The organism is Pseudomonas sp. 2,4-D, from assembly GCF_030418155.1.
In the GTDB taxonomy this organism is placed as follows: Bacteria; Pseudomonadota; Gammaproteobacteria; order Pseudomonadales; family Pseudomonadaceae; genus Aquipseudomonas; species Aquipseudomonas alloputida.
Map to the genome: position 1 here is coordinate 114,994 of NZ_JAUHUI010000009.1, position 25,027 is coordinate 140,020.

The 25,027-nt window shown below is 61.7% G+C and carries 26 protein-coding genes; 16 read left to right on the forward strand and 10 right to left on the reverse strand.

Going from position 1 to position 25,027, the window contains the following annotated elements; genetic code table 11:
- Positions 1 to 36 precede the first annotated feature (36 nt).
- Entirely contained in the window at positions 37 to 1,218 is a 1,182-nt protein-coding gene (gene purT, locus QYE47_RS09540) for a formate-dependent phosphoribosylglycinamide formyltransferase (RefSeq protein ID WP_010952557.1), read from the forward strand.
- 129 nt (positions 1,219 to 1,347) lie between these two features.
- Here purT and QYE47_RS09545 read toward each other — a convergent pair whose 3' ends face one another.
- From QYE47_RS09545 to QYE47_RS09555, 3 genes are all read right to left on the reverse strand, one after another.
- The gene (locus QYE47_RS09545) at positions 1,348 to 2,646 is read right to left on the reverse strand and encodes an MFS transporter (protein ID WP_070384307.1); all 1,299 of its coding nucleotides are present in this window, start codon (positions 2,644 to 2,646) and stop codon (positions 1,348 to 1,350) included.
- Positions 2,647 to 2,918: 272 nt separating this feature from the next.
- Positions 2,919 to 4,124, reverse strand: a complete 1,206-nt coding sequence (locus QYE47_RS09550; protein ID WP_019436549.1) for a transporter associated domain-containing protein — start codon at positions 4,122 to 4,124, stop codon at positions 2,919 to 2,921.
- Between the two features lie 9 nt (positions 4,125 to 4,133).
- On the reverse strand, positions 4,134 to 4,943 hold the full coding sequence (locus tag QYE47_RS09555) for an inner membrane protein YpjD (RefSeq protein ID WP_014592195.1): 810 nt from the start codon (positions 4,941 to 4,943) through the stop codon (positions 4,134 to 4,136).
- Positions 4,944 to 5,255: 312 nt separating this feature from the next.
- Between QYE47_RS09555 and ffh the strand changes: the two genes are divergently transcribed.
- The 6 genes from ffh to QYE47_RS09585 all read left to right on the forward strand — a co-directional run bounded on the left by ffh (position 5,256) and on the right by QYE47_RS09585 (position 9,336).
- Positions 5,256 to 6,632, forward strand: coding sequence for a signal recognition particle protein (gene ffh, locus QYE47_RS09560; RefSeq protein ID WP_070384306.1), 1,377 nt, complete (start codon positions 5,256 to 5,258; stop codon positions 6,630 to 6,632).
- A 259-nt stretch (positions 6,633 to 6,891) separates the two neighbouring features.
- Positions 6,892 to 7,143: a 30S ribosomal protein S16 gene (gene rpsP, locus QYE47_RS09565; RefSeq protein WP_003252142.1), complete on the forward strand. Its 252-nt coding sequence runs from the start codon at positions 6,892 to 6,894 to the stop codon at positions 7,141 to 7,143.
- A gap of 5 nt (positions 7,144 to 7,148) precedes the next feature.
- Complete coding sequence (gene rimM / locus QYE47_RS09570; protein WP_003252144.1) at positions 7,149 to 7,685, forward strand: ribosome maturation factor RimM; 537 nt, start codon at positions 7,149 to 7,151, stop codon at positions 7,683 to 7,685.
- A 3-nt stretch (positions 7,686 to 7,688) separates the two neighbouring features.
- Entirely contained in the window at positions 7,689 to 8,441 is a 753-nt protein-coding gene (gene trmD, locus QYE47_RS09575; RefSeq protein WP_003252146.1) for a tRNA (guanosine(37)-N1)-methyltransferase TrmD, read from the forward strand.
- 42 nt (positions 8,442 to 8,483) lie between these two features.
- Positions 8,484 to 8,834, forward strand: a complete 351-nt coding sequence (rplS, locus tag QYE47_RS09580) for a 50S ribosomal protein L19 (protein WP_003252148.1) — start codon at positions 8,484 to 8,486, stop codon at positions 8,832 to 8,834.
- Positions 8,835 to 8,928: 94 nt separating this feature from the next.
- Complete coding sequence (locus tag QYE47_RS09585; protein WP_014592194.1) at positions 8,929 to 9,336, forward strand: acyl-CoA thioesterase; 408 nt, start codon at positions 8,929 to 8,931, stop codon at positions 9,334 to 9,336.
- 3 nt (positions 9,337 to 9,339) lie between these two features.
- On the opposite strand, the gene QYE47_RS09590 is transcribed toward QYE47_RS09585, so the two are convergent.
- Positions 9,340 to 11,145 carry a sodium:proton antiporter gene (locus QYE47_RS09590; RefSeq protein WP_014592193.1) on the reverse strand — a complete coding sequence of 602 codons (1,806 nt, stop codon included), beginning with the start codon at positions 11,143 to 11,145 and terminating at the stop codon, positions 9,340 to 9,342.
- 68 nt (positions 11,146 to 11,213) lie between these two features.
- Between QYE47_RS09590 and xerD the strand changes: the two genes are divergently transcribed.
- From xerD to QYE47_RS09620, 6 genes are all read left to right on the forward strand, one after another.
- Complete coding sequence (gene xerD, locus QYE47_RS09595) at positions 11,214 to 12,110, forward strand: site-specific tyrosine recombinase XerD (RefSeq protein WP_003252154.1); 897 nt, start codon at positions 11,214 to 11,216, stop codon at positions 12,108 to 12,110.
- Positions 12,111 to 12,263: 153 nt separating this feature from the next.
- On the forward strand, positions 12,264 to 13,007 hold the full coding sequence (locus QYE47_RS09600) for a thioredoxin fold domain-containing protein (RefSeq protein WP_003252155.1): 744 nt from the start codon (positions 12,264 to 12,266) through the stop codon (positions 13,005 to 13,007).
- 83 nt (positions 13,008 to 13,090) lie between these two features.
- Positions 13,091 to 14,395 carry a homoserine dehydrogenase gene (locus tag QYE47_RS09605; protein ID WP_003252157.1) on the forward strand — a complete coding sequence of 435 codons (1,305 nt, stop codon included), beginning with the start codon at positions 13,091 to 13,093 and terminating at the stop codon, positions 14,393 to 14,395.
- Between the two features lie 59 nt (positions 14,396 to 14,454).
- Positions 14,455 to 15,864, forward strand: a complete 1,410-nt coding sequence (gene thrC, locus QYE47_RS09610) for a threonine synthase (RefSeq protein ID WP_014592191.1) — start codon at positions 14,455 to 14,457, stop codon at positions 15,862 to 15,864.
- A 130-nt stretch (positions 15,865 to 15,994) separates the two neighbouring features.
- Positions 15,995 to 16,414 (forward strand): response regulator, encoded by a 420-nt coding sequence (locus tag QYE47_RS09615; RefSeq protein ID WP_014592190.1) that lies wholly within the window; start codon positions 15,995 to 15,997, stop codon positions 16,412 to 16,414.
- A 79-nt stretch (positions 16,415 to 16,493) separates the two neighbouring features.
- Complete coding sequence (locus QYE47_RS09620) at positions 16,494 to 16,775, forward strand: DUF3509 domain-containing protein (protein WP_014592189.1); 282 nt, start codon at positions 16,494 to 16,496, stop codon at positions 16,773 to 16,775.
- Positions 16,776 to 16,961: 186 nt separating this feature from the next.
- On the opposite strand, the gene QYE47_RS09625 is transcribed toward QYE47_RS09620, so the two are convergent.
- Together QYE47_RS09625 and QYE47_RS09630 are read right to left on the reverse strand one after the other, a co-directional pair.
- On the reverse strand, positions 16,962 to 17,837 hold the full coding sequence (locus QYE47_RS09625) for a TIGR02285 family protein (protein WP_014592188.1): 876 nt from the start codon (positions 17,835 to 17,837) through the stop codon (positions 16,962 to 16,964).
- Between the two features lie 20 nt (positions 17,838 to 17,857).
- Positions 17,858 to 19,057: a CaiB/BaiF CoA-transferase family protein gene (locus QYE47_RS09630; RefSeq protein WP_070384305.1), complete on the reverse strand. Its 1,200-nt coding sequence runs from the start codon at positions 19,055 to 19,057 to the stop codon at positions 17,858 to 17,860.
- A 130-nt stretch (positions 19,058 to 19,187) separates the two neighbouring features.
- Between QYE47_RS09630 and QYE47_RS09635 the strand changes: the two genes are divergently transcribed.
- Together QYE47_RS09635 and recJ are read left to right on the forward strand one after the other, a co-directional pair.
- Entirely contained in the window at positions 19,188 to 19,730 is a 543-nt protein-coding gene (locus QYE47_RS09635; RefSeq protein WP_003252169.1) for a YaeQ family protein, read from the forward strand.
- 8 nt (positions 19,731 to 19,738) lie between these two features.
- On the forward strand, positions 19,739 to 21,448 hold the full coding sequence (recJ, locus tag QYE47_RS09640; RefSeq protein ID WP_070384304.1) for a single-stranded-DNA-specific exonuclease RecJ: 1,710 nt from the start codon (positions 19,739 to 19,741) through the stop codon (positions 21,446 to 21,448).
- Positions 21,449 to 21,547: 99 nt separating this feature from the next.
- Here the strand turns inward: recJ and QYE47_RS09645 are convergent, their stop codons facing one another.
- Entirely contained in the window at positions 21,548 to 22,105 is a 558-nt protein-coding gene (locus QYE47_RS09645) for a hypothetical protein (RefSeq protein WP_014592185.1), read from the reverse strand.
- 777 nt (positions 22,106 to 22,882) lie between these two features.
- Positions 22,883 to 23,083 (reverse strand): DUF3077 domain-containing protein, encoded by a 201-nt coding sequence (locus tag QYE47_RS09650; protein WP_041167067.1) that lies wholly within the window; start codon positions 23,081 to 23,083, stop codon positions 22,883 to 22,885.
- Between the two features lie 96 nt (positions 23,084 to 23,179).
- On the opposite strand from QYE47_RS09650, the gene QYE47_RS09655 reads away from it, so the two are divergent.
- Positions 23,180 to 24,286 carry an NADH:flavin oxidoreductase/NADH oxidase gene (locus QYE47_RS09655; protein ID WP_014592183.1) on the forward strand — a complete coding sequence of 369 codons (1,107 nt, stop codon included), beginning with the start codon at positions 23,180 to 23,182 and terminating at the stop codon, positions 24,284 to 24,286.
- A 68-nt stretch (positions 24,287 to 24,354) separates the two neighbouring features.
- Here the strand turns inward: QYE47_RS09655 and QYE47_RS09660 are convergent, their stop codons facing one another.
- Positions 24,355 to 24,687 (reverse strand): type II toxin-antitoxin system HicB family antitoxin, encoded by a 333-nt coding sequence (locus QYE47_RS09660; protein ID WP_003252175.1) that lies wholly within the window; start codon positions 24,685 to 24,687, stop codon positions 24,355 to 24,357.
- The gene (locus tag QYE47_RS09665; protein ID WP_076403670.1) at positions 24,684 to 24,938 is read right to left on the reverse strand and encodes a type II toxin-antitoxin system HicA family toxin; all 255 of its coding nucleotides are present in this window, start codon (positions 24,936 to 24,938) and stop codon (positions 24,684 to 24,686) included. The genes QYE47_RS09660 and QYE47_RS09665 overlap by 4 nt, the downstream gene beginning before the upstream one ends.
- Positions 24,939 to 25,027 lie beyond the last annotated feature (89 nt).

Sequence of the window (25,027 nt, forward strand, 5' to 3'; positions counted from 1 at the left end):
GCCTGGCGCGGCCCCGGATGCCTTCGAGGACCTGAAATGACCCGTATCGGAACCCCATTGTCGCCCACAGCGACCCGTGTACTGCTCTGCGGCTGTGGCGAGCTGGGCAAGGAAGTGGTAATCGAGCTGCAGCGCCTGGGCGTCGAAGTAATCGCCGTCGACCGTTACGCCAATGCTCCGGCAATGCAGGTGGCGCATCGCAGCCATGTGGTCAACATGCTCGATGGCGTTGCCCTGCGCGCGGTGATCGAAGCCGAGAAGCCGCACTACATCGTGCCGGAAATCGAAGCCATCGCCACCGCCACCCTGGTCGAGCTGGAAAACGAAGGTTTTACCGTGGTGCCGACGGCCCGCGCCACCCAGTTGACCATGAACCGCGAAGGCATCCGCCGCCTGGCTGCCGAAGAGCTGGACCTGCCAACCTCGCCGTACCACTTCGCCGACACCTATGAAGACTACGCCAAGGCTGTAGCCGACCTGGGTTACCCGTGCGTGGTCAAGCCGGTGATGAGCTCGTCGGGCAAGGGCCAGAGCCTGCTGCGCAGCGATGCTGACCTGCAGAAGTCGTGGGACTATGCCCAGGAGGGCGGCCGCGCTGGCAAGGGCCGGGTGATCGTCGAGGGTTTCATTGACTTCGAATATGAAATCACCCTGCTGACCGTGCGCCACGTGGGCGGTACCACCTTCCTTGAACCCGTCGGCCACCGTCAGGAGAAGGGCGATTACCAAGAGTCCTGGCAGCCACAGGCCATGAGCCCGAAGGCGCTGGCCGAATCGCAGCGCGTGGCCAAGGCGGTCACCGATGCCCTCGGCGGTCGCGGCCTGTTTGGTGTGGAATTGTTCGTGAAGGGCGACCAGGTGTGGTTCAGCGAAGTATCGCCGCGCCCGCATGACACCGGTCTGGTTACCCTGATTTCCCAGGACCTGTCGCAATTCGCCCTGCATGCCCGCGCCATTCTCGGTCTGCCGATTCCGGTGGTGCGTCAGTTCGGCCCGTCGGCCTCGGCAGTGATCTTGCCTGAAGGCCAGTCCCAACAGACCAGCTTCGCCAACCTGGGGGCAGCGCTGAGTGAGCCGGATACCGCCATTCGCCTGTTCGGCAAGCCGGAAATCAACGGTACCCGCCGTATGGGCGTGTGCCTGGCGCGTGACGAGTCGGTCGAACTGGCGCGTGCCAAGGCGACCCGTGCTTCGCAGGCGGTCAAGGTCGAGTTCTGATCCGAGAATACTGGGGCTGCAGCCCTATCGCGACACAAGGCCGCTCCCACAGGGATAGCGCAGCTTCCAGGCTTACGCTATCCCTGTGGGCCTTGTGTCGCGATAGGGCCGCAAAGCGGCCCCAGTGGCTTACAGCGCGGTATCCCGCGTCTCTTTAAGGCACAGCACGGCTATCAGGCTGATCACCGCCGCCACCGACACATAACCCCCCACCCAGCTCAAACCCCCCATGCTCACCAGCTTCTGGGCAAAGAAGGGTGCCGCCGAGGCGCCGACGATACCGCCCAGGTTATACGCCGCCGAGGCACCGGTATAACGTACGTGGGTCGGGAACAGCTCTGGCAGCAGTGCACCCATCGGCGCGAAGGTCACCCCCATCAGGAACAGCTCGATGGCCAGGAACAGCGCCACGCCCGCAGTCGATCCCGAGGTCAGTAGTGGCTCCATGGTAAAGCCCGAAGCTATCGCCAGCAGGCCGCCGACGATCAGTACCGGCTTGCGCCCGTAACGGTCACTGAGCCAGGCCGACAACGGTGTGGCCAGTGCCATGAACACCACCGCGAAGCACAGCAGGCCAAGGAACGTTTCGCGGCTGTAGCCCAGTGTGGTCACGCCGTAGCTCAGCGAGAACACCGTGGAAATGTAGAACAGTGCATAGCACACCACCATGGCCGCAGCGCCCAGCAGGGTTGGCAGCCAGTATTTCGAGAGCAGGTCGACCACTGGCATTTTCACCCGCTCGTGGCGAGCAACGGCCTTGGCGAACACCGGGCTCTCTTCGAGTTTCAGGCGCACGTACAGGCCCACCAGTACCAGTGCGGCGCTGAGCAGGAATGGAATGCGCCAGCCCCACTCGCGGAACTGCTCGTCGCTGAGCACCAGGGCCAGGGTCAGGAACAGGCCGTTGGCCGCCAGGAAGCCGATTGACGGGCCCAGTTGCGGGAACATGCCGAACCAGGCCCGCTTACCTTCCGGGGCGTTTTCGGTAGCCAGCAGGGCCGCGCCACCCCATTCGCCGCCCAGGCCCAGGCCTTGGCCAAAACGCAGCAGGCAGAGAATGATCGGCGCCCACACGCCAATGCTGTCATAGCCTGGCAGCACGCCAATGGCGGTGGTGGATACGCCCATCAGCAGCAGCGAGGCGACCAGCGTGGATTTGCGACCGATGCGGTCGCCAAAATGGCCGAATAACGCCGAGCCCAGTGGCCGGGCGAGAAAGGCGATACCGAAGGTGAGGAAGGCGGCCAGCATTTGCGCGGTGCCCGACCCGGACGGGAAGAACACCGGTCCGATCACCAGGGCAGCGGCGGTGGCGTAGACGTAGAAATCGTAGAACTCGATGGCGGTGCCGATGAAGCTGGCAGTGGCTACCCGCGCAGGCGAGTTGACTGGCGCGGCAGGCGCTTGGGCATAAGTGCTGCTTGTCATTGAGGAGGTCCCTGACAGTCTGGTCCGGCTCCATGGGCTTGGCCCGCAACGGCATGCCCTGCAAAAGGGCGGGTACGGTTAAGCGGGCGCCGGAGCGTTTTGTTGTGTGCGCCCGACTGACGATAGCCCAAGGGGGTAGGGGCGGGGCGGGTACTGTTCGGGGGTGTTGACGCAGGACCGCAGGGCGTATCAGTGGAGCGGACTGGCCGTGGAGCGCCGGGTGCGGGTAGCAGGCGTGACGGCGGGGCTGGGTAAGCGTGACCCGAGTATAGCTATCGGGTCACGGTCCACACCAGTATCTTGCTGGCACAATTGTCCTCTGTTTCAAGGATTTCCAGGCGATAGCGGCCTATCTTCAGGCAAACAGCGCTTTCCGGGATGCTTTCCAGCGCTTCGGTAACCAGCCCGTTGAGGGTTTTCGGCCCGCCGTCGCAGGGCAGGTGCCAGCTCAGGGTGCGGTTGATTTCGCGTAACGAAGCGGTGCCATCGATGACGAAGGTGCCATCGGGCTGCGGGTGCACATGCGGGTTATCCAGGCTTTGCTCGTCCTCGAACTCGCCGACGATCTCTTCGAGGATGTCTTCCAGGGTGACGATGCCAAGAACTTCGCCGTACTCGTCCACCACCACGCCCAAGCGGCGTTGCTGCTTGTGGAAGTTCAACAGCTGCATTTGCAGGGGCGTGCTTTCCGGTACGAAATAGGGTTCGTAGCAGGCGCTGTGCAGCGCTTCCAGGGTCAGCTCGGCCTTGGGCAGCAGGTGGCTGATCAGTTTGGTGTTGAGGATCGCTTCGACCTGGTTGATGTCGTTGTGGTAGACCGGCAGGCGGGTGTGGCGGCTGACGATCAGCTGCTCGATGATGCGTTCGATCGGCTCGTCGAGGTTGATGCCATCCACTTCGTTGCGCGGCACCAGGATGTCGTTGACGGTGATCTTGTCCAGCGACTGCAGGCCGTCGAGCAGACCCTGACGAGGCGCTTCGTGCTGTTCATCTTCATCGAAGTCGTCGGCCTCCTGCGTGTGCAGGGCCACAGCTGTGGGCTGTGCCCGGAACGGGCGCAGAATCAGCTTGGCGGCGCCGTCCAGCAGACAGGCCAGTGGCTGCAGCAGTGCGAGAGGCACTTTCAGCAGGTTGGCACCAAGGCTCACGAACGCCTGCGGGTTACGCCGGGCCAGGCGCCGCGGCAGGTACTCGGCAAACACCAGCAAGGTGAGGGTCGCGGCCAGGCCTGCCAGCCAGAAGCCGTGCTCGCCGCTCTGGCGCTGGCCCATCAGGCAGGCCAGCCCCAGCACCAGCAGCTTACCCAGGCTGGCGCACAGCACCAAGGCCTGGGCTGGCAGCACGGGATGGCCGTCTTCGCCGGCGCGCAGTGTGCCATTGAGTTGAAGGCGGGCAGCTTCCACTGCAGTGAACAGTGCTGACCACAAAAGGGCCAGTGCCAGAGTGCCGAATAGCGGTGCGTACGGCAGGGTGTCCATGGGCGGCCGTCAGATATGCAAGATGAATTCGCGAACCAGCTTGCTGCCGAAATAGGCCAGCATCAGCAGGCAGAAACCGCTCAGCGTCCAGCGGATGGCCATGTGGCCCCGCCAACCCAGGCGGGTGCGGCCCCACAGCAGCACGCTGAACACCACCCAGGCGACACAGGCCAGCAAGGTCTTGTGCGCCAGGTGCTGGGCGAACAGGTTGTCGAGGAACAGCCAGCCGGAGATCAGCGACAGCGACAGCAGGCACCAGCCGGCCCAGAGGAAGCCGAACAGCAGGCTTTCCATGGTTTGCAGTGGCGGGAAGTTGCGGATCAGCCCGGACGGGTGCTTGTTCTTCAGCTGGCGGTCCTGCAGCAGCAACAGCAGCGACTGGAACACCGCGATGGTGAACAGCCCGTAGGCCAGGATCGACAACAGGATGTGCGCAAGGATGCCGGGTTCTTCGTTGATCAGCGGTACCGTGCCGGGGGGGGCGAACTGTGCCAGCAGCGCGGTCACCGCACCCAGCGGGAACAGCAGCACCAGCAGGTTTTCCACGGGTATGCGCAGGCAGGCCAGCAGGGTCAGGGAGATGACGGCCACGGCGATCAGGCTGGCGGCGCTGAAGAAGTCCAGGCTCAGGCCCAGCGGGGTGATCAGCTGGAAGAACAGTGCACCGGCCTGGGCCAGGACCGCGATGGCACCCAGCAGGCCAAGCAGGCGCTTTTCGGCCTTGCGGCCCTGGGACAGGTATGAGCCCTGGTAGATGGCCGCCGCTATATATAGGCCGGCTGCGATCAGGTTGGGGATGAGGCTGGGTGAGGAGAACATAAGTCCTGGTTGGCGAGCCTTTAAAGAGACGGAGTTTGGCATAGATTCTGCCGCTCTAGGAAGACTGAAGGGTTGTGTCAGGGCATTCGCGGGCACGCCCGCTCCCACAGGTATGGCGCAGGCCTGCAAGCAATGAGGATCCTGTGGGAACGGGCGCGCCCGCGAAGAGGCCAGCACAGCCACCGAATATCTACCAAGGTGTGCGTCGCCGCTGCACTTCGCTATAATCGCCGCCTTGCTGTGCCCGGCGGGTGTGTATTTCCCCCCTGGCACCTGACAAACCTCGGCTTTACTGGGCCTGAAAGGATCACCATGTTCGAAAACCTGACCGACCGCCTGTCACAGACGCTGCGCCATGTCACCGGCAAGGCCAAGCTGACCGAAGACAACATCAAGGACACGCTGCGCGAAGTGCGCATGGCGCTGCTCGAGGCCGACGTTGCCCTGCCGGTAGTCAAGGATTTCGTCAACAGCGTCAAGGATCGTGCGGTCGGTACCGAGGTGTCGCGCAGCCTGACCCCGGGCCAGGCCTTCGTGAAGATCGTCCAGGCCGAGCTGGAAAGCCTGATGGGCGCGGCCAACGAAGACCTCGCACTGAACGCCGCCCCGCCTGCTGTCGTACTGATGGCGGGCCTGCAGGGCGCCGGTAAGACCACCACCGCCGGCAAGCTGGCGCGCTTTCTTAAAGAGCGCAAGAAAAAGAGCGTGATGGTGGTGTCTGCCGACGTCTATCGTCCGGCGGCGATCAAGCAGTTGGAAACACTGGCCAACGATATCGGCGTCACCTTCTTCCCGTCCGATATCAGCCAGAAGCCGGTGGCCATCGCCGAAGCCGCCATCCGTGAAGCCAAGCTGAAGTTCATCGACGTCGTCATCGTCGACACCGCCGGCCGTCTGCACATCGACGCCGACATGATGGACGAGATCAAGTCGCTGCACGCTGCTGTCAAACCGATCGAGACGCTGTTCGTGGTCGACGCCATGACCGGCCAGGACGCTGCCAACACCGCCAAGGCCTTTGGCGAGGCGCTGCCGCTGACCGGTGTGGTGCTTACCAAGGTTGACGGTGACGCCCGTGGCGGTGCTGCGCTGTCGGTACGTGCAATCACCGGCAAACCGATCAAGTTCATCGGTATGGGTGAGAAGACCGAGGCCCTCGAGCCGTTCCACCCCGACCGCGTCGCTTCGCGCATCCTCGGCATGGGCGACGTGCTCAGCCTGATCGAGCAGGCCGAGCAGACCATCGACAAGGCCAAGGCCGACAAGCTGGCCAAGAAGCTGAAGAAGGGCAAGGGCTTCGACCTCGAAGACTTCCGTGACCAGCTGCAGCAAATGAAGAACATGGGCGGTCTCGGCGGCCTGATGGACAAGCTGCCAAGCATCGGCGGGGTCAACCTGTCACAAATGGGCAACGCCCAGGGCGCGGCCGAAAAGCAGTTCAAGCAGATGGAAGCGATCATCAATTCCATGACCCCGGCCGAGCGCCGTGACCCTGACCTGATCAGCGGTTCGCGCAAGCGCCGTATTGCGTTGGGTTCCGGTACCCAGGTGCAGGACATCGGCCGGCTGATCAAGCAGCACAAGCAGATGCAGAAGATGATGAAGAAGTTCTCTGCCAAAGGCGGCATGGCCAAGATGATGCGCGGCCTCGGTGGGATGCTGCCAGGTGGCGGCATGCCAAAGCTGTAACCCCTGATCCGGGTGCCTGCCTTTTGTCGGGTAGGCGCCCAGAACCCCCGCTGTAGCGGGGCAACAGCCGCGAATTTCGCGGCGCAACCGGCAAATCTGGACGGCAGGGCGAGGCCTTGCCGAAAAAGTCATTTGCAAATGTCCGTGTATTCCCCGAGAATATGCGGCCTTTTGGGCACCCGTGTGCCTATTTGGCATTCAGATTTGCAGTACCAGCTGCTGTATCAACTGCAGCACCGACTATAGGAACGATGTTCACATGGTAACCATTCGTCTGGCCCGTGGCGGCTCGAAAAAGCGCCCATTCTACCACCTGACCGTGACCAACTCGCGTAACGCCCGTGACGGCCGTTTCGTTGAGCGCGTAGGTTTCTTCAACCCAATCGCCGCTGGCGCCGAAGTTAAGCTGTCGGTCAACCAAGAGCGCGTCACCTACTGGCTGAGCCAGGGTGCACAGCCGTCTGAGCGTGTTGCTCAGCTGCTGAAGGAAGCTGCCAAGGCCGCTGCCTGAATAGTATGAACGCGACGCCAGAAAAGGCTGACGACCTCATCGTCGTTGGCAAGATTTTTTCGGTTCACGGCGTTCGCGGCGAGGTGAAGGTGTATTCCTTTACCGATCCGATTGAAAACCTGTTGGATTATCCACGCTGGACGCTTCGGCACGAAGGCAAGGTAAAGCAGGTCGAGCTGGTCAGCGGTCGTGGCTCCCAAAAGGGCCTGGTCGTGAAGCTGAAAGGTCTCGACGATCGCGACGAAGCCCGTCTTCTGAGCGGTTACGAAATCTGCATCCCGCGGAGCCTTTTGCCCAACCTGGCTGCCGACGAGTACTACTGGTACCAGTTGGTAGGTCTGAAGGTCATCAACCAGGACGAACAACTGTTCGGCAAGGTCGATCACCTGTTGGAGACCGGTGCGAACGATGTAATGGTGGTCAAGCCCTGCGCAGGCAGCCTGGATGATCGCGAGCGTCTGTTGCCCTATACGGAGCAATGTGTGCTGGCAATCGACCTCGAAGCAGGCGTGATGCGGGTCGAATGGGACGCGGACTTCTAAACGATGGGTAACCTTCGCGTAGACGTCATCACGTTGTTCCCCGAGATGTTCTCGGCCATCACGGAGTACGGCATTACCAGCCGCGCGGTGAAACAAGGGTTGCTTCAGGTGACTTGCTGGAACCCGCGGGACTACACCACAGATCGTCACCACACGGTAGATGATCGACCGTTTGGCGGTGGTCCGGGCATGGTGATGAAAATCAAGCCTCTGGAAGACGCCCTGGTTAGCGCCAGGCAGGCTACCGGAGCAGCGGCGAAGGTGATCTACCTTTCGCCACAAGGCCGCAAGCTGACTCAGCAGGCGGTCAAAGGCCTGGCCGAACAGGAATCGTTGATCCTGATCGCCGGTCGTTATGAAGGCATCGACGAGCGCTTTATCGAGGCTCATGTCGATGAGGAGTGGTCGATTGGCGACTATGTGCTTTCCGGTGGCGAGCTGCCGGCCATGGTACTGATCGATGCGGTTACGCGACTGCTGCCCGGAGCTTTAGGGCATGTGGACTCGGCGGAAGAAGATTCCTTCACCGACGGTCTGCTCGATTGCCCGCACTACACCCGGCCTGAGGTGTATGCGGATCAGCGTGTTCCCGACGTGTTGCTAAGTGGCAACCATGCACATATCCGGCGTTGGAGGATGAAGCAGTCCCTTGGTAGGACCTTCGAACGACGCGCCGATCTTCTGGAAAGTCGCTCGCTTTCTGGAGAAGAGAAGAAGCTGCTCGAGGAATATCTCCGCGAGCGGGACGATAGTTAAACGTATCGATGGTGGATCGCGTATCCATCTTAGGAGCACAGCATGACCAACAAGATCATCCAGCAGCTCGAAGCCGAGCAGATGAGCAAGGAAATCCCGACCTTCGCACCAGGCGACACCGTTGTCGTTCAGGTTAAAGTGAAGGAAGGTGAGCGTTCCCGTCTGCAGGCGTTCGAAGGCGTCGTTATCGCCAAGCGTAACCGCGGTCTGAACAGCGCCTTCACCGTGCGCAAGATCTCCAGCGGCGTTGGCGTAGAGCGTACCTTCCAGACCTACAGCCCGCAAATCGACAGCCTGGCCGTGAAACGTCGTGGTGACGTGCGTAAAGCCAAGCTGTACTACCTGCGCGACCTGTCCGGCAAAGCCGCTCGCATCAAGGAAAAACTGTCCTGAGTGCAGTTTGCCCGGTGGCCGAGGCCGCCTAGCGAGAAAAAAGCAGCCTTCGGGCTGCTTTTTTGCGTTTTGAAACCCCGAAAATGTGATTGCCATGACGACCCGAGACCAGGAAATCCAACGCCGCACCGAACTGTCGGTGACCCGCGTGACCAAGGCGGTGTTCCCCAATACCACCAACCACCACAACACCCTGTTCGGCGGCACCGCCCTGGCCTGGATGGACGAAGTGTCGTTCATCGCTGCCACGCGTTTCTGCCGCCTGCCGTTGGTGACCGTGTCTACCGACCGCATCGATTTCAAGCACCCGATTCCGGCGGGCTCGATCGTCGAGCTGGTGGGGACGGTGATCAAGGTTGGCAACACCAGCTTGCAGGTGCAGGTGGATGTGTTTGTCGAGAACATGTATCTGGATGGCCGTGACCGGGCGATCCATGGGGTGTTCAGCTTCGTCGCCATCGACGAGGACAAGCGCCCGGTGCCCGTGCTGCCAGGCGCCTGAGTATCACGGTTCCGGTGCTGGCTCGATCAATGCCACCAGGGTCCAGCCCGGCTGCGGCTGCAACGGGTTATCAGGGCTGGCTACATGGACCCAGCCCTGGCCGTCGCGGGCGAACAGCAAGTGTGCCCGCTCGCCATGCAGCGCCTGGTAGGCATCCCAGCCAAAGCCTTCGGTCAGGTTGGTGCTATACAGCTCGGCGCCCTGATGCATGCGGTTGGCCAGTTGCAGATAGGTCATCGGTTTGGCCCCCAATAGATGCCCGCGGTGCTCTTCGGCCGCCCGGTGCTTGTCGCTACGTTGTTTCTCAAGGCCACTGACTAGCACGAACAGCCGACTGTGGCCGAAATCATGACGGAACCTGGCGCAGGCCAGGGCATTGATTTCGCCGGCGGGAGAGAGGCCCAGCAAGTGCCCGAGGCCGACCAGGTCAAGATGGGCGTCGGCATGCTGCGAGGCCGGGTTGCCAAAGTAGGTCGTGAGCCCGTCCATGCGTGCGGCGCGGATGTTTTCCCAGCTGGAGTCCGTCAGCAAAACCCGGCAGCCCAATTGTTGAAGGGCTTTGGCAATGGCCCGGGCCGGTTCGTTGGCACCGACGATGAGAAACCCGCTGGGTGCCGGTTCGGCGACCTTGAGCAAGCGTGCCAGCGGCCTGGCCGTGGCGCTTTGCAGTACCACCGTGCCGATGATAACCGCGAAGGTCAACGGTACCAGCAGCAAGGCATCCTGGTGACCGGCCTGGTGCAGGCGGATGGCAAAAATGGCTGAAACGGCCGCAGCAACGATGCCGCGTGGCGCAATCCAGGCCAGCAGCGCGCGCTCCCGCCAGTTGAGTGTCGAGCCCAGTGTGGCCAGCCAAACGTTGAGCGGACGTGCCAGCAGCTGGATCACCAGCAACAATGCCAGCACAGCAGGGCCAAGGCCCAGCAGGGCATGCAGATCAAGGCGTGCAGCCAGCAGGATGAACAGGCCGGATATCAGCAGCACACTGAGGTTTTCCTTGAAGTGCAGGATTTGCCGCACATCAACCCCGCGCATGTTGGCCAGCCACATACCCATCACGGTCACCGCCAGCAGCCCGGACTCGTGCACGATCTGGTTGGCGGCGATGAAAATGCCCAGTACCGCCGCCAGAGACGCGAGATTGTGCAGATACTCTGGTAGCCACTGTTCGCGCATGATTTGCCCCAGTACCCAGCCCCCTGCCGCGCCCAGGGCGGTACCGCAGAAGATCACACCGGCAAAAGTGATAAGGCTCTGGCTCAGGCCGTTACCCTCGGCGCTGGCGATGATGAAGCTGTAGACCACAACGGCGAGCAGCGCGCCGATCGGGTCGATCATGATCCCTTCCCAGCGCAGGATGTTCGCGATCGTTGCCTTTGGGCGCACCACGCGCAGCATGGGCACGATCACCGTGGGGCCGGTCACCAGCGTCAGGGTGCCGAAAAGAATCGCCAGCGGCCAGTCGAACCCGAGCAGCCAGTGGGTTGCCAGTGCAATCACCAGCCAGGTGACCAGTGCGCCCACCGTGACCAGGCGATGCACCACGCTGCCGATCTCGCGCCACTGCGACAGGTGCAGGGTCAGGCTGCCTTCGAACAGGATCAGCGCCACCGACAGCGACACCAGCGGCATCAGCAACGGGCCGAACAGCGCCTCCGGGTCGAGCCATCCCAGCGCTGGGCCGGCAAGGATCCCGGCCAACAACAGAAACAGAATCGCCGGCAACTTCAGGCGCCAGGCCAGCCACTGGCAGGCGAGCGCCGCTGCGCCGATGCCGCCCACACTCAGAAGGATCTGCTGTTCGCTCATGCGGGCTCCCTATGCCGACGTTGTTATGAAAGACTAAGCGCCATTTCGTCGTTTGCCACCGAGATTTCATGCCCGCCCTCGACCACCCCCTGATCGACCAGTTCCTTGACGCCCTATGGCTGGAAAAAGGCCTGTCCGACAACACCCGCGTGTCCTACCGCAGCGACCTGGCGCTGTTCAATGGCTGGTTGCAGGAGCATTCGGTATCGCTGCCGGACGCCGGCCGCGACTTGATCCTCGATCACTTGGCCTGGCGCCTGGATCAGGGCTACAAGCCACGTTCCACGGCGCGTTTCCTCTCCGGCCTGCGCGGCTTCTTCCGTTACCTGCTGCGGGAAAAGCTGGTGGCCATCGACCCGACCCTGCAGGTCGACATGCCGCAATTGGGCAAGCCGCTACCCAAGTCGCTGTCCGAAGCCGACGTCGAAGCCCTGTTGCAGGCTCCGGACCTGGGCGAAGCCATTGGCCAGCGCGATCGTGCCATGCTCGAAGTGCTCTACGCGTGCGGCCTTCGGGTTACCGAACTGGTCAGCCTGACCCTCGACCAGGTCAACCTGCGCCAGGGTGTGCTGCGGGTGATGGGCAAGGGCAGCAAGGAGCGTCTGGTGCCCATGGGGGAAGAGGCGGTGGTGTGGTTGGAGCGCTACCAGCGCGATGGCCGCGCCGAACTGCTCAATGGCCGTCCCAGCGACGTGCTGTTCCCCAGTCAGCGCGGCGAGCAGATGACGCGCCAGACCTTCTGGCACCGTATCAAACACCACGCACGGGTTGCCGGCATCGACAAGCCGCTGTCGCCGCACACCCTGCGGCATGCCTTCGCCACCCACCTGCTAAACCACGGTGCCGACTTGCGGGTGGTGCAGATGCTGCTGGGCCACAGTGACCTGTCGACCACGCAGATCTATACCCACGTCGCCAAGGCCCGCCTGCAGCAGTTGCACGCCCAGCACCACCCGCGTGGATGAATGTTTTTCATGTTCCGCCGACCGGTCCTTGCGACCCCCTTCACTGGCAGTGTGATGTGGTAGGCTTGGGCGGTTTGCACCAAGGGCCGCACGGTCACCGCGTATTTTCCGCAGGTGGCGCCCTCCGGCCCCTGTCCGCCTTCAGGAGTTCCCATGCGCGTGACCCAGTTTTTCGCCGCCGCCGCGTTGGCGCTGGCCAGTACCTTTGCCGTTGCTGCGGCAACCGATAGCAACGCCGGTGCCGAGCAGGCCATCCGTAAATCGTTGCAGAACCTCGAGTTGGAAGTGCCCGTGGAAAGCGTGGCCAGCAGCCCGCTTAACGGCCTGTATGAAGTCAAGTTGCAGGGCGGCCGCGTGCTGTACGCCAGCGCTGACGGCCAGTTCGTGATGCAGGGCTACCTGTTCCAGATCCAGGACGGCAAGCCGGTCAACCTCACCGAAAAAACCGAACGCCAAGGCATCGCCAAGCTCATCAACGGCATTCCAGCCGCCGAGATGGTGGTTTATCCTGCCAAAGGCGAGACCAAGTCGCACATCACCGTGTTCACCGACACTACCTGCCCGTACTGCCACAAACTGCACGCCGAAGTGCCTGAGTTGAACCGTCGCGGTATCGAAGTGCGCTATGTCGCCTTCCCGCGCCAGGGCCTCGGTTCGGCGGGAGACCAGCAGTTGCAGGCGGTGTGGTGCTCCAGCGACCGCCGTGGGGCGATGGACAAAATGGTCGAAGGTGAAGAAATCAAGGCCGCCAAGTGCACCAACCCGGTCAGCAAGCAGTTCCAGCTGGGTCAGTCGATCGGTGTCAACGGCACGCCGGCCATTGTTCTTGAAAGCGGCCAGGTCATTCCGGGCTACCAGCCGGCACCGCAGGTCGCCAAGCTGGCACTTGCCAAGTAATCCAGTTCAGTACGCCGTCGTCATGGGGTGACGGCAAGTTTCACGGTCGGCAAACGTGTCGGCCGTTCAATGGGGAGTTCACAGTGAAACCGGTCAAAGTAGGCATCTGTGGGTTGGGGACCGTCGGTGGCGGAACCTTCAATGTACTTCAGCGCAACGCCGAGGAGATTGCCCGCCGTGCCGGGCGCGGTATTGAAGTGGCACAGATCGCCATGCGCTCGCAGAACCCGAACTGCCAGATTACCGGTACCCCCATTACCGCTGACGTGTTCGAAGTTGCAAGCAACCCGGAGATCGACATTGTCATCGAGCTGATCGGTGGCTATACCATCGCCCGCGACCTGGTGCTGAAGGCCATCGAAAACGGCAAGCACGTGGTCACCGCCAACAAGGCGCTGATTGCCGTGCACGGCAACGAAATCTTCGCCAAGGCCCGCGAGAAGGGCGTGATTGTCGCGTTCGAGGCGGCCGTAGCCGGTGGCATCCCGGTGATCAAGGCCATCCGCGAAGGCCTGTCGGCCAACCGCATCAACTGGCTGGCTGGCATCATCAACGGCACTGGCAACTTCATCCTCACCGAAATGCGTGAGAAGGGCCGTGCCTTCCCAGACGTGCTGGCCGAAGCTCAGGCGCTGGGCTATGCCGAAGCCGACCCGACCTTTGACGTAGAAGGCATCGACGCTGCGCACAAGCTGACGATCCTGGCGTCCATCGCGTTCGGTATCCCGCTGCAGTTCGACAAGGCCTACACCGAAGGTATCACCCAGCTGACAACGGCAGACGTGAACTACGCCGAGGCTTTGGGTTACCGCATCAAGCACTTGGGCGTGGCGCGTCGCACCGCCGAAGGTATCGAGCTGCGCGTGCACCCGACGCTGATCCCGGCCGACCGTCTGATCGCCAACGTCAACGGCGTGATGAACGCTGTCATGGTCAACGGTGATGCTGCCGGCTCCACCCTGTACTACGGTGCCGGCGCGGGTATGGAGCCTACCGCTTCGTCAGTGGTCGGCGACCTGGTCGACGTGGTCCGTGCCATGACCTCCGACCCGGAAAACCGTGTGCCGCACCTGGCCTTCCAGCCAGACTCGCTGTCGGCCCACCCGATCCTGCCGATCGAAGCCTGCGAAAGCGCCTACTACCTGCGCATCCAGGCCAAGGATCACCCGGGCGTACTGGCCCAGGTCGCCAGCATCCTCTCGGAGCGCGGTATCAACATCGAGTCGATCATGCAGAAGGAAGCCGAGGAACAGGATGGCCTGGTGCCAATGATCCTGGTGACCCATGGCGTGGTCGAGCAGCGTATCAATGACGCCATCGTCGCCCTGGAAGCCCTGCAGGACGTGGTCGGCAAGGTTGTGCGCATTCGCGTCGAGCAGCTCAACTAACAAATATTGCCGATGGGCCGCCCGCGCGGCCCCGGCCCCAGCATCGAAGGTTTGCACCCATGCGCTATATCAGTACCCGCGGCCAGGCACCGGCCCTGAATTTCGAAGACGTGCTGCTGGCTGGCCTGGCCAGCGACGGCGGCCTCTACGTGCCGGAAAACCTGCCACGCTTCACCCAGGAAGAAATCGCCTCGTGGGCCGGCTTGCCCTACCACGAGCTGGCCTTCCGCGTGATGCGTCCGTTCGTCGAAGGCAGCATCGCCGACGCCGACTTCAAGAAGATCCTCGAAGAAACCTACGGCGAGTTCGCCCACGCTGCGGTCGCCCCGTTGCGTCAGCTGAACAGCAACGAGTGGGTGCTGGAGCTGTTCCACGGCCCGACCCTGGCGTTCAAGGACTTTGCCCTGCAGTTGCTCGGTCGCCTGCTTGACCATGTGCTGGCCAAGCGCAACGAGCGCGTGGTCATCATCGGTGCCACCAGCGGTGATACCGGTTCCGCCGCGATCGAAGGCTGCCGCCGTTGCGACAACGTCGACATCTTCATCCTGCACCCGCACCAGCGTGTATCGGAAGTGCAGCGCCGTCAGATGACTACCATCTTTGGCGACAACATCCACAACATCGCCATCGAAGGCAACTTCGACGACTGCCAGGAAATGGTCAAGGCCAGTTTCGCCGACCAGTCGTTCCTCAAGGGCACCCGCCTGGTCGCTGTCAACTCGATCAACTGGGCGCGGATCATGGCCCAGATCGTCTACTACTTCCATGCAGCCCTGCAGCTGGGTGGCCCGGCGCGCTCGGTGGCGTTCTCGGTACCGACCGGCAACTTCGGCGACATCTTCGCCGGCTACCTGGCGCGCAACATGGGCCTGCCGGTCAGCCAATTGATCGTCGCCACCAACCGCAACGACATCCTGCACCGCTTCATGAGCGGCAACCAGTACGTCAAGGAAACCCTGCACGCGACCCTGTCGCCGTCGATGGACATCATGGTCTCGTCCAACTTCGAGCGCCTGCTGTTCGACCTGCATGGCCGCAACGGTGGGGCGATTGCCGAGCTGATGGCCAACTTCAAGCAAGGTGGCGGCTTCAGCGTCGAGCAAGACCGCTGGACCGAAGCCCGCAAACTGTTCGACTCGCTGGCTGTCAGCGACGAGCAAACCTGCGAGACCATCGCGCAAGTGTTCGCCGCCACCGGTGAAGTGCTCGACCCGCATACCGCAATCGGCGTCAAGGCTGCCCGCGAGTGCCGCCGCAGCCTGGACACGCCAATGGTGGTGCTGGGTACTGCGCACCCGGTCAAGTTCCCGGACGCGGTGGAGAAGGCCGGTGTGGGCAAGGCGCTGGAACTACCCGCGCACCTCAGCGACCTGTTCAGCCGTGAAGAGCGTTGCACGGTCCTGGCCAACGACCTGAAGGCTGTACAGGGCTTTGTCAGCCAGCACGGCAACCGCGGCAAGCCGCTGTAATTGCATGGCGTTTGGGGCTGCAGCGCAGCCCCAACGTCTCAGCCTTTTCCCTCCGGTCTATCAGAAACATCCTATTCGGCCTGCCGGGCGCCAAGCATAAATTAGCCGGTCCTCCCATCAGGAGCGGCTCATGCACCAGCCCTATGTGTTGATTCACCAGGCTCGCCCATCCCACCAGATCCTCTTGCACCAGGCCCTCAATGGCCAAGGCGTCTTCAACGTGCGCATCAGCGAAAGCGTCGCTGACCTCGACGCCTGCCTCTGCGCTGAGCGTCGCCCTGACTTGCTGATCCTTGACCACGCCATGCCAGCCCGGGCCGGCCTTGCTTTGCTCGCCCAGCAGCGGCGAGTGCGCGCATTGCTGTTCGTCGGCCAGCCTGCCCCAAAGCGTCAAAACCTTGCCCAGGAGGCCAGAAAATGTGGCATGTGGGTGCTCGACGAGTTGCCCTGGCCGCTGTCGATGCCACGCCTGCAGCATGCCTTGCAAACACTGCAGGTGCGCCCGGGGTCGCGTATTCAAACTGTCATGCCAGCCCCGCATGCTCACTGAAGCGGGCGCGGTTTTACGAACTTTCCGCGGCGCCTGCTGGTCAGTTACTTTAGGTCCCACCACGCAGCGAGTGATCCGGATGGAAAGAATCTGCAGCCTGCTCAACGAAGCCCTGACGCCCTATCAGACCCACCTCGGCACCGCCGATCCCAGTGGTAATCGCCAACTGACCGTTCACGACCCTTTCTCAGGTATTACCTTGCGGCGCACGGTCAGCGAGCGCCAATTGCAGGAGCAACGCCTGCTGATCGACCTCGTGGACGGCTTGCACCGAGACCTGCAGATAGCTGAGGGGCGGTTGCAGCCGTGTGTCATTGCAGCATTGCAGAATCGCCAGCAACCGCAGGGAACCTTTGCCTGAGCGGCTTATCAGACAGTGTAAGGGCAGTCAGCCAGTGCTTTGCTCCGGCGCTGGCAAGGCTGTCACGGGAAGTCCTCAAGGGCTTTCGCTTGGCCCCGGGCGTCTTCCCCAGCGTCCGGGGTTTCTTTTTCCGGGCAGGCACGTAACCCCGTCCGCTTTTGCAACGACCGTGCATACCGCTTGGGCTTATTTGTCCTTAAAGAAACGCCGGCTGTCCTCCAGATAGTCCTCCCGCAATGCCAGGTCCAGCCAGCGGGCATACAACCCTGGCAACACATCCCGGCGCAGGGTAGGCAGCAACTGGTCGATGTGGGCAACTACCGCACGCCCCAGTTCGCTGTTTGAGCACCCCACATGCAGAAACTGGTAGCGATTCACGCCCTGCACAGTATGAAACTGGTAGTCAGCCAATGACCCGCCTTGTTGTTGGATCAGGTAGCGCACCTCAGGCCAGTAGCCGAGCACCAGGCGCAGGCGCCCCAGTTGCTGCATCTGCAACAGGTTGGCGGTGGCCTCGTTGCCGTAGTGGCGGCTGAGCGCGCTGTCGGGCAACTGGCGCAGGATGCTGTCAATCTGCGTGCCGTAGCTGCGCTCGGCGACAATCCCCAGTTTCAGCGGGGCCTTGCTCAGCAGGCCCAGCAGGTCCACCTGTTGGCCGTCGAGGTAAGGTGCCACCAGCGCCTGGTTTTCATTGCGCAACACCAGGCCGCCGCTGAGCACGCCCAGCGCTGGAATGGAAAAATGCACATATTTGGCCCGTTCAGGGGTCCACAGCAGGGTTGGGTCGCAGGTGAAGGTGTCACGGTCTTGCAGCATCTGCAGGCCGCGGGCGCGGTTGACCCGCACGATGCTGTGTTCGTACTCGGGCATCTGCTTGATCAGCAGCGGTATCAACTGGTCGATGACCCCATGGCCTTCTTCCGGGCCATCAAAAATGGTGAACGGTGGCAGGTCGCGTACCAGCCAGAAGAGGTGCTCCTTGGCACTTGCTGGCTGCAACAGCAACGCAGGCAACAGCCCACAGAGCAGGACCAGGTGGCGTAGGCAACGCGGCGCGCACATGGAACCGGTCAGCGCCAGGATCAGACCGTGCCCGCTGCGCGCAGGCTGGCGATGGCCGCTGCGTCGTAGCCCAGGCTGCCGAGCAGCGCCTCGGTATGCTCGCCCAAGGCCGGGCCGACCCATTCGCTTGAGCCGGGAGTCTCCGACAGCTTGGGCACGATGCCGGGCATGTGGAATGGCTTGCCATCCGGCAGCTTGGCCTGCAGGAACATCTCGCGTGCCAGGTACTGGGGGTCGTTGAACATGTCTTCGGCCGAATAGATACGGCTGGCCGGCACTTCGGCAGTGGTCAGCACCTGCATCAGCCGCTCCAGTGGGAGGCTGTTGGCCCAGCGGTCGATTACCCCATACAGCTCGTCACGACGCAGGTCGCGGCCGTCGTTGCTGGCCAGGGTCGGGTCGTCGGCGAGGTCATCGCGACCGATGGCCTGCATGAAGCGCTTGAAGATCGCATCACCGTTGGCGCCGATCTGCACATGCTTGCCGTCGGCGCTTGTGTGGATGGAGGAAGGCGTGATGCCCGGCATGATGTTGCCGGTGCGTTCGCGGATGAAACCGAACACATCGAATTCCGGGACCATGCTCTCCATCATGGCAAAGATCGCCTCGTACAGGGCCACGTCCACCACCTGGCCCTGGCCGCCATTGACTTCCCGGTGGCGCAGCGCCATCAGCGCGCCGATCACCCCCCACAGGGCGGCAATCGAGTCCCCGATGGAAATCCCGGTGCGCACCGGCGGGCGGTCATCGAAACCGGTGATGTAGCGCAGGCCGCCCATTGACTCGCCTACGGCACCGAAGCCTGGCTGGTCTTTCATCGGCCCGGTCTGGCCAAAGCCCGACAGGCGCACCATCACCAGGCGCGGGTTCAGCGCATGCAGCACATCCCACCCCAAACCAAGTTTTTCCAGCACGCCCGGGCGAAAGTTTTCGATCAGGATGTCGGCCTCGGCCAGCAGGCGCTTGAGGATATCGCGGCCCTCGGTGTGCTTGAGGTTGAGGGTGAGCGACTGCTTGTTGCGGGCCTGCACGAACCACCACAGCGAGGTGCCCTCGTACAGCTTGCGCCACTTGCGCAACGGGTCGCCGCCATCGGGCGATTCGACCTTGACCACTTCGGCGCCGAATTCGGCACAGATACGCGAGGCGAACGGCCCGGCGATCAGGGTACCGAGTTCGACAACTTTAAGGCCGGCGAGGGGTTTGCTGGGCGTCGACATGGGGTGTCCGTGGCAGTTGGGCAGAGCCGTGGTTTTATCACACGTCGGTTTCGCCGGGTACTGCTGCGGGGCATGGAAGGTGCGGATGGGTTAGACTGTGCCACTTTCTTTTGCACGAAGCCCGTCGACCATGGCCCAGCCGTCCACCACCTACAAGTTCGAATTGAATCTCACCGACCTTGATCGCAACGTCTACGAAAGCGTCAAACAGACTATCGCTCGGCACCCTTCGGAAACCGAAGAGCGCATGGCTGTTCGTTTGTTGGCGTACGCGCTCTGGTACAACGAGAACTTGTCGTTTGGCCGCGGCCTGTCGGACGTCGATGAGCCGGCGCTGTGGGAAAAGAGCCTGGACGATCGCGTGCTGCACTGGATTGAAGTTGGCCAGCCCGATGCCGATCGCCTGACCTGGTGCTCGCGTCGTACCGAACGCACCAGCTTGCTGGCTTACGGCAGCCTGCGAGTGTGGGAGGGTAAAGTGGTGAGCGCGGTCAAGAACCTGAAAAACCTCAGCATTGCCGCTGTGCCGCAGGAGGTGCTGGAAACCCTGGCAACCGACATGCCGCGTAGCATCAAGTGGGACGTGATGATCAGTGAAGGTACGGTATTCGTGACTGACGACCGTGGCCAGCATGAAGTCCAACTGCAGTGGCTGCTCGGTGAGCGTGGTTGAAGCAAACCATGCGTATCGAACCTCGCCCGCTGCCGCCGACCCTGCCATTTCTGGGTAACCTGCCACCCTTGCTGACCCGCCTTTACGCCGCACGCGGCGTGCAGAGCGAGGCCGAGCTGGACAAAAGCCTGGCACGCCTGCTGCCGTACCAGCAGCTCAAGGGCATAGAGGCCGGTGTGGACCTGCTGGTCGAAGCCATCGACCAGCGTCAGCGCATCCTCATCGTCGGCGACTTCGATGCCGACGGTGCCACCGCCAGCACCGTCGGGGTGCTGGGCCTGCGCCTGCTGGGTGCGGCCCATGTCGATTACCTGGTGCCCAACCGCTTCGAGTACGGCTACGGCCTGACCCCCGAAATCGTCGAGGTGGCGCTGCAGCGCCAGCCGCAGTTGCTGATTACCGTGGACAACGGCATTTCCAGTGTCGACGGGGTGGCGGCCGCCAAGGCCGCGGGGCTCAAGGTGCTGGTCACCGACCACCACCTGCCGGGCGAGCAGTTGCCCGACGCTGATGCCATCATCAACCCCAACCAGCCGGGGTGCAGCTTTCCGAGCAAGTCACTGGCCGGGGTAGGGGTGATCTTCTATGTGTTGATGGCCCTGCGCGCTCGCTTGCGCAGCCTTGGGCGCTACGAGGCGCAGCCACAGCCGAACATTGGCGAATTGCTCGATCTGGTGGCGCTGGGCAGTGTTGCTGACGTGGTGCCGCTGGATGCCAATAACCGCATCCTGGTGCACCAAGGCCTGGAGCGCATCCGCGCCGGCCGAGCCCGACCAGGGCTGAAGGCCATTCTCGAAGTGGCCCGCCGTGATCACCGGCGCATCACCTCGACCGACCTCGGTTTCATCCTCGGCCCGCGGTTGAACGCCGCAGGGCGGCTGGACGACATGAGCCTGGGTATCGAATGCCTGCTGTGCGAAGACGCAGCGCTGGCCCAGGACATGGCCCAGCAGCTGGACGACCTGAACCAGGACCGCAAGTCCATCGAGCAGGGCATGCAGCGCGAGGCCTTGGCCCAGCTCAAGGACCTGCCGGTCGAGTCCATGCCCTACGGCTTGTGCCTGTTCGATGCCGATTGGCACCAAGGGGTGATTGGTATTCTGGCTTCGCGTCTGAAGGAACGTTACCACCGGCCGACCATTGCGTTCGCTGATGCTGGCGACGGCATGCTCAAAGGTTCGGCGCGCTCGGTGCCGGGGTTCCATATTCGCGATGCGCTGGATGCCGTGGCCGCGCGCCACCCGCACCTGATCAGCAAGTTCGGCGGCCACGCCATGGCTGCCGGTTTGTCGTTGCCAGAAGGCAACTTCCCGGCATTCGCCGAGGCCTTCGACGAAGAAGTGCGGCGTCAACTGCGCGAAGAAGACCTGACCGGCCGGCTGTTGTCCGACGGCAGCCTGGCGGTAGAGGAGTTCCACCTCGACCTGGCCAAGGCCCTGCGCCATGCCGGCCCATGGGGCCAGCACTTCCCAGAGCCGCTGTTCCATGGCGTGTTCCAGCTGGTGGAGCAGCGTGTGGTTGGCGAGCGGCACCTGAAGGTGGTGCTCAAGAGCGAGTGTGGTTCGGTACGGCTGGATGGCATTGCCTTCGGCGTCGATCGCGAAGTGTGGCCGAACCCGACCGTGCGTTGGGTCGAGTTGGCGTACAAGCTGGATGTGAACGAGTTTCGGGGCAATGAAAGTGTGCAGTTGATGATTGCCCACATGGAGCCGCGCTGACTGCAAATAGGGGGCTGCTTTGCAGACTATCGCCGGCAAGCCAGCTCCCACCTCGACCGCATGGACTTCAAGTCATGCCCGCTCCCACATATACAACTGTTAGTGGCGGATCTCGGATTGCCTTTTGCGCTTCCGGATCTGCCAGTGCATGACGCCTGCTGCGACGAACGAAGCCAGGCTCAGCAGTGAGAAGAACACAATCCCCTCGACTGCTTCCCGGTTGTAAGTCTCTATTACATACTTCTTGATTGCTTGATCGTACAGAATCTCATCGCTGGTCGATAATTGTCTGACGATTGAGCCGGCTAAAGCATCTTCGACATCTGCAAACAGGGGCGTTGCCTTGCTAAGGTTGGCGGCGTCGAAGCGGGCTTTTTCTGCATAAACCCATGTTTTGATCAGATGGCCGCTTGGTTCGGTGTAAGCAATGCCAAAACTGTAGATCGACTTGTCATGCTCCCAAAGTTCGGGTTTTGATGTAAGAGTGGCTGGAACGCGTACCCAGGGAGCTGTTACTGGTTGTGTGCTGCTGTTCCAGTTCGTTAGGTAGATCGGAATAAAACATAAGAAAATGAAGCCGATAAGTAACAGGGATGTCATTCGCTTATGGGGTTCCAAAGCCTGCATGATTTCGATCCAGGCACGCCAAGTTAACATCAGCAAATCCCTCCTAGGGATGAAGCTTTCTAACGATATTTGTCTTGCTGTGGGGCAGAGCAACAAGCGTACTTGTCCTGGCCGCCACCTATGACGGTGGTGATTGATGGACGAGGACCTGCGGGCGGTTGTCCATTAATGCTGTCAATTCCCACGGTGATCGTAGCGCCGTCACTAGTAGATGGCGGCGGCTGAATGGGTGGGTTCACACCGCCATAAATGCAATTATCAATCCAGAGACTATAAATAATCACTTCGGCGGATTAATCCAGGTAGTCATGTGTCCAGCACATAGACGTTTCCAGATGTTGATAAGGAATCCCCAGCGCTCGTTTGCGACCAGTTCTTGCTCACAACATTTCAGTGATTCACGCTTGCTCCCTGCAATGAAAAAATGCCAGCAGGGGCGAGCGAAGGGCGTAGAATTTACTGGCCAGTCATATCGCCATAGGGGGTGTGAGAACGCGTTGTTAAGTTTGGCTTGTTCATCAAGTGTAATGGCATTGTCTAGAATGCTAATGTCACTTGGAGCGAATTGTCTTTGCATTGGCTATGTCTCAAGTTTTGTACAATGCCTTAAAGGCTGTTAGCCAGATAGTGGTGGTTGGCGCTAGGAGACATTAGTCGCTTGGTGTAGTGGGTTCGATAAGATATGGGGGTTACTGATTGAGAAGATTTGCCGAAGCTGATGTGGCTCTTGAGGCAATTGGCTGTGGGAAATCTTCCTTTGCCCCGGTGTGTCGGGGCAAGAAGGTGTACATGGGGGAGGTGACCCATTCATACAGAGCCTAACTCGGCATCATCCATCAACGCCTTGGCCATCGCACTGAGGTAGTGGGCAGCCCGGATCATCATGGGTTGCACATCCATCAGGACGAGGATGGTCAGCTCGCGCACATAACCCATCAATTCGGATGCCTGATCACGGGTGTCCCGGCAGCCGCACCCAAAATCCCATGGAACCTCCCCCCCACCCATTCTGGTCTAGTCTGAAGTTATGACCGGACCTGGGCCAGGGACGTGTAATTGAGTGTCCAGGCCGGATCACCATTGGAGTCCTTGGGAGGTGCCCTCATGAGCCTGCTGCTCGAGCCTTACACCCTGCGTCAGCTGACCTTGCCCAACCGCATCGCCGTGTCACCAATGTGCCAGTATTCAGCCGTCGATGGCTTGGCCAACGACTGGCATCTCGTCCATTTAGGCAGCCGCGCCGTCGGTGGCGCCGGCCTGGTAATCACTGAAGCCGTGGCGGTGACCGCCGATGGCCGTATCACTGCCGAAGACCTGGGCCTGTGGGACGACGCGCAGATCGCGCCGTTGCAACGCATCACCCGCTTCATCAGTGCCCAGGGGGCCGTGCCTGGCATCCAGCTGGCCCACGCCGGGCGCAAAGCCAGTACCTACCGCCCGTGGCTTGGCAAACAAGGCAGTGTCAAACTGGAGGAGGGCGGCTGGCAGCCGGTGGGGCCGTCGAAGATCGCCTTCGATCCGCAGCACACGCCTCCACGCGAGTTGAGCCAAGACGAGATCCAGCAGGTGATCGCCGCCTTCGTCGCCTCGACCGAGCGCGCCTTGAAGGCTGGATTCAAGGTGGTGGAAATCCATGCTGCCCATGGCTACCTGCTGCACCAGTTCCTGTCACCGCTAAGCAACCAGCGCCGTGACCAATATGGCAGTTGCTTCGAAAACCGTATCCGCCTGACCTTGGAGGTGGTCGACGCCGTGCGCAAGGCCTGGCCTGCCGAATTGCCGCTGTTCGTGCGGGTATCGGCTACCGATTGGGTAGAGGACGGCTGGAACCCGGATGAAACCGTCGAACTGGCACGCCGCCTGCGGAGTTTGGGCGTGGATCTGATCGATGTTTCTTCTGGTGGCACCTCGGTCAACGCCGAGATCCCCACCGGCCCCGGCTACCAGACCCGCTTTGCCGAGCGCGTGCGCAAGGAATCGGAGATCGCCACCGGCACCGTGGGCATGATCACCGAACCGGCCCAGGCCGAGCACATCCTGCGCACCGGCCAGGCCGATATCATCTTCCTCGCCCGCGAACTGTTGCGCGACCCGTACTGGCCACTGCATGCCGACGACGACCTGGGCGGCAACAAGGCCACCTGGCCTGCGCAATACCAGCGTGCGACCAGCCGCGCCAACCCGATTCACGAGTCGGATTTGCGCGACTGACCCATGCCTTGCGCGGCCCTTGCAGGAGTGGCCGTGTTTCGCGAAAGGGCCGCAAAGCGGCCCAGGGGTCAGCTATAGGCAGCCTTGCTGAGAATATCGCTTACCCATTGGTTGATGCTTTTTTCGGCCAGCTCCGCCTTGGCCGCCACACTGGCGTGAAGGGTAGGCTCAAGGCGTAGGCTGAGCTTGCCGGAATACGTTTTCTGCGGTTCCCGCCCAAGGCGTTCGCAAGTCTCAAGATAATCGTCAACGGCTTCTTCAAATGCCTGGCGCAACTCACTGATCGATTCGCCATGAAAACCTATCACGTCGCGAATACCGGCGACATGGCCGATCAACAACTGGTCTTCGTCGCTGTATTCGATACGAGCGGCGTATCCGCGGTAAGTCATTACATTCATGGTAATACTCCTGCCTGCTCAATGAACTGGCGGGCGTCTCTTAGTTGATAGGGCTTGGCGTGCCTGTCCGGATGAGGGCGGTGGAAGGTTGCCACTGCTCCATTAAGTTCAAAGCGAACCCGTGATCCTCTTCCTTCTATGACCCTGGCACCCAGCGATACCAGCAGAGACTCCACCCGCGCCCACTCCAGTGTTCTGGGAACCGGCCTTTTAAGTAATGCTTCAAGTGTGGCTTGCTGATGATTATTCATGGTATCAGATTATGATACCAGTCAAGAGAGCTCAATGAACGTGCAGTAGGAGGGAGTAGATCACGGTTGAAGGAAAATTCTGAGACGTT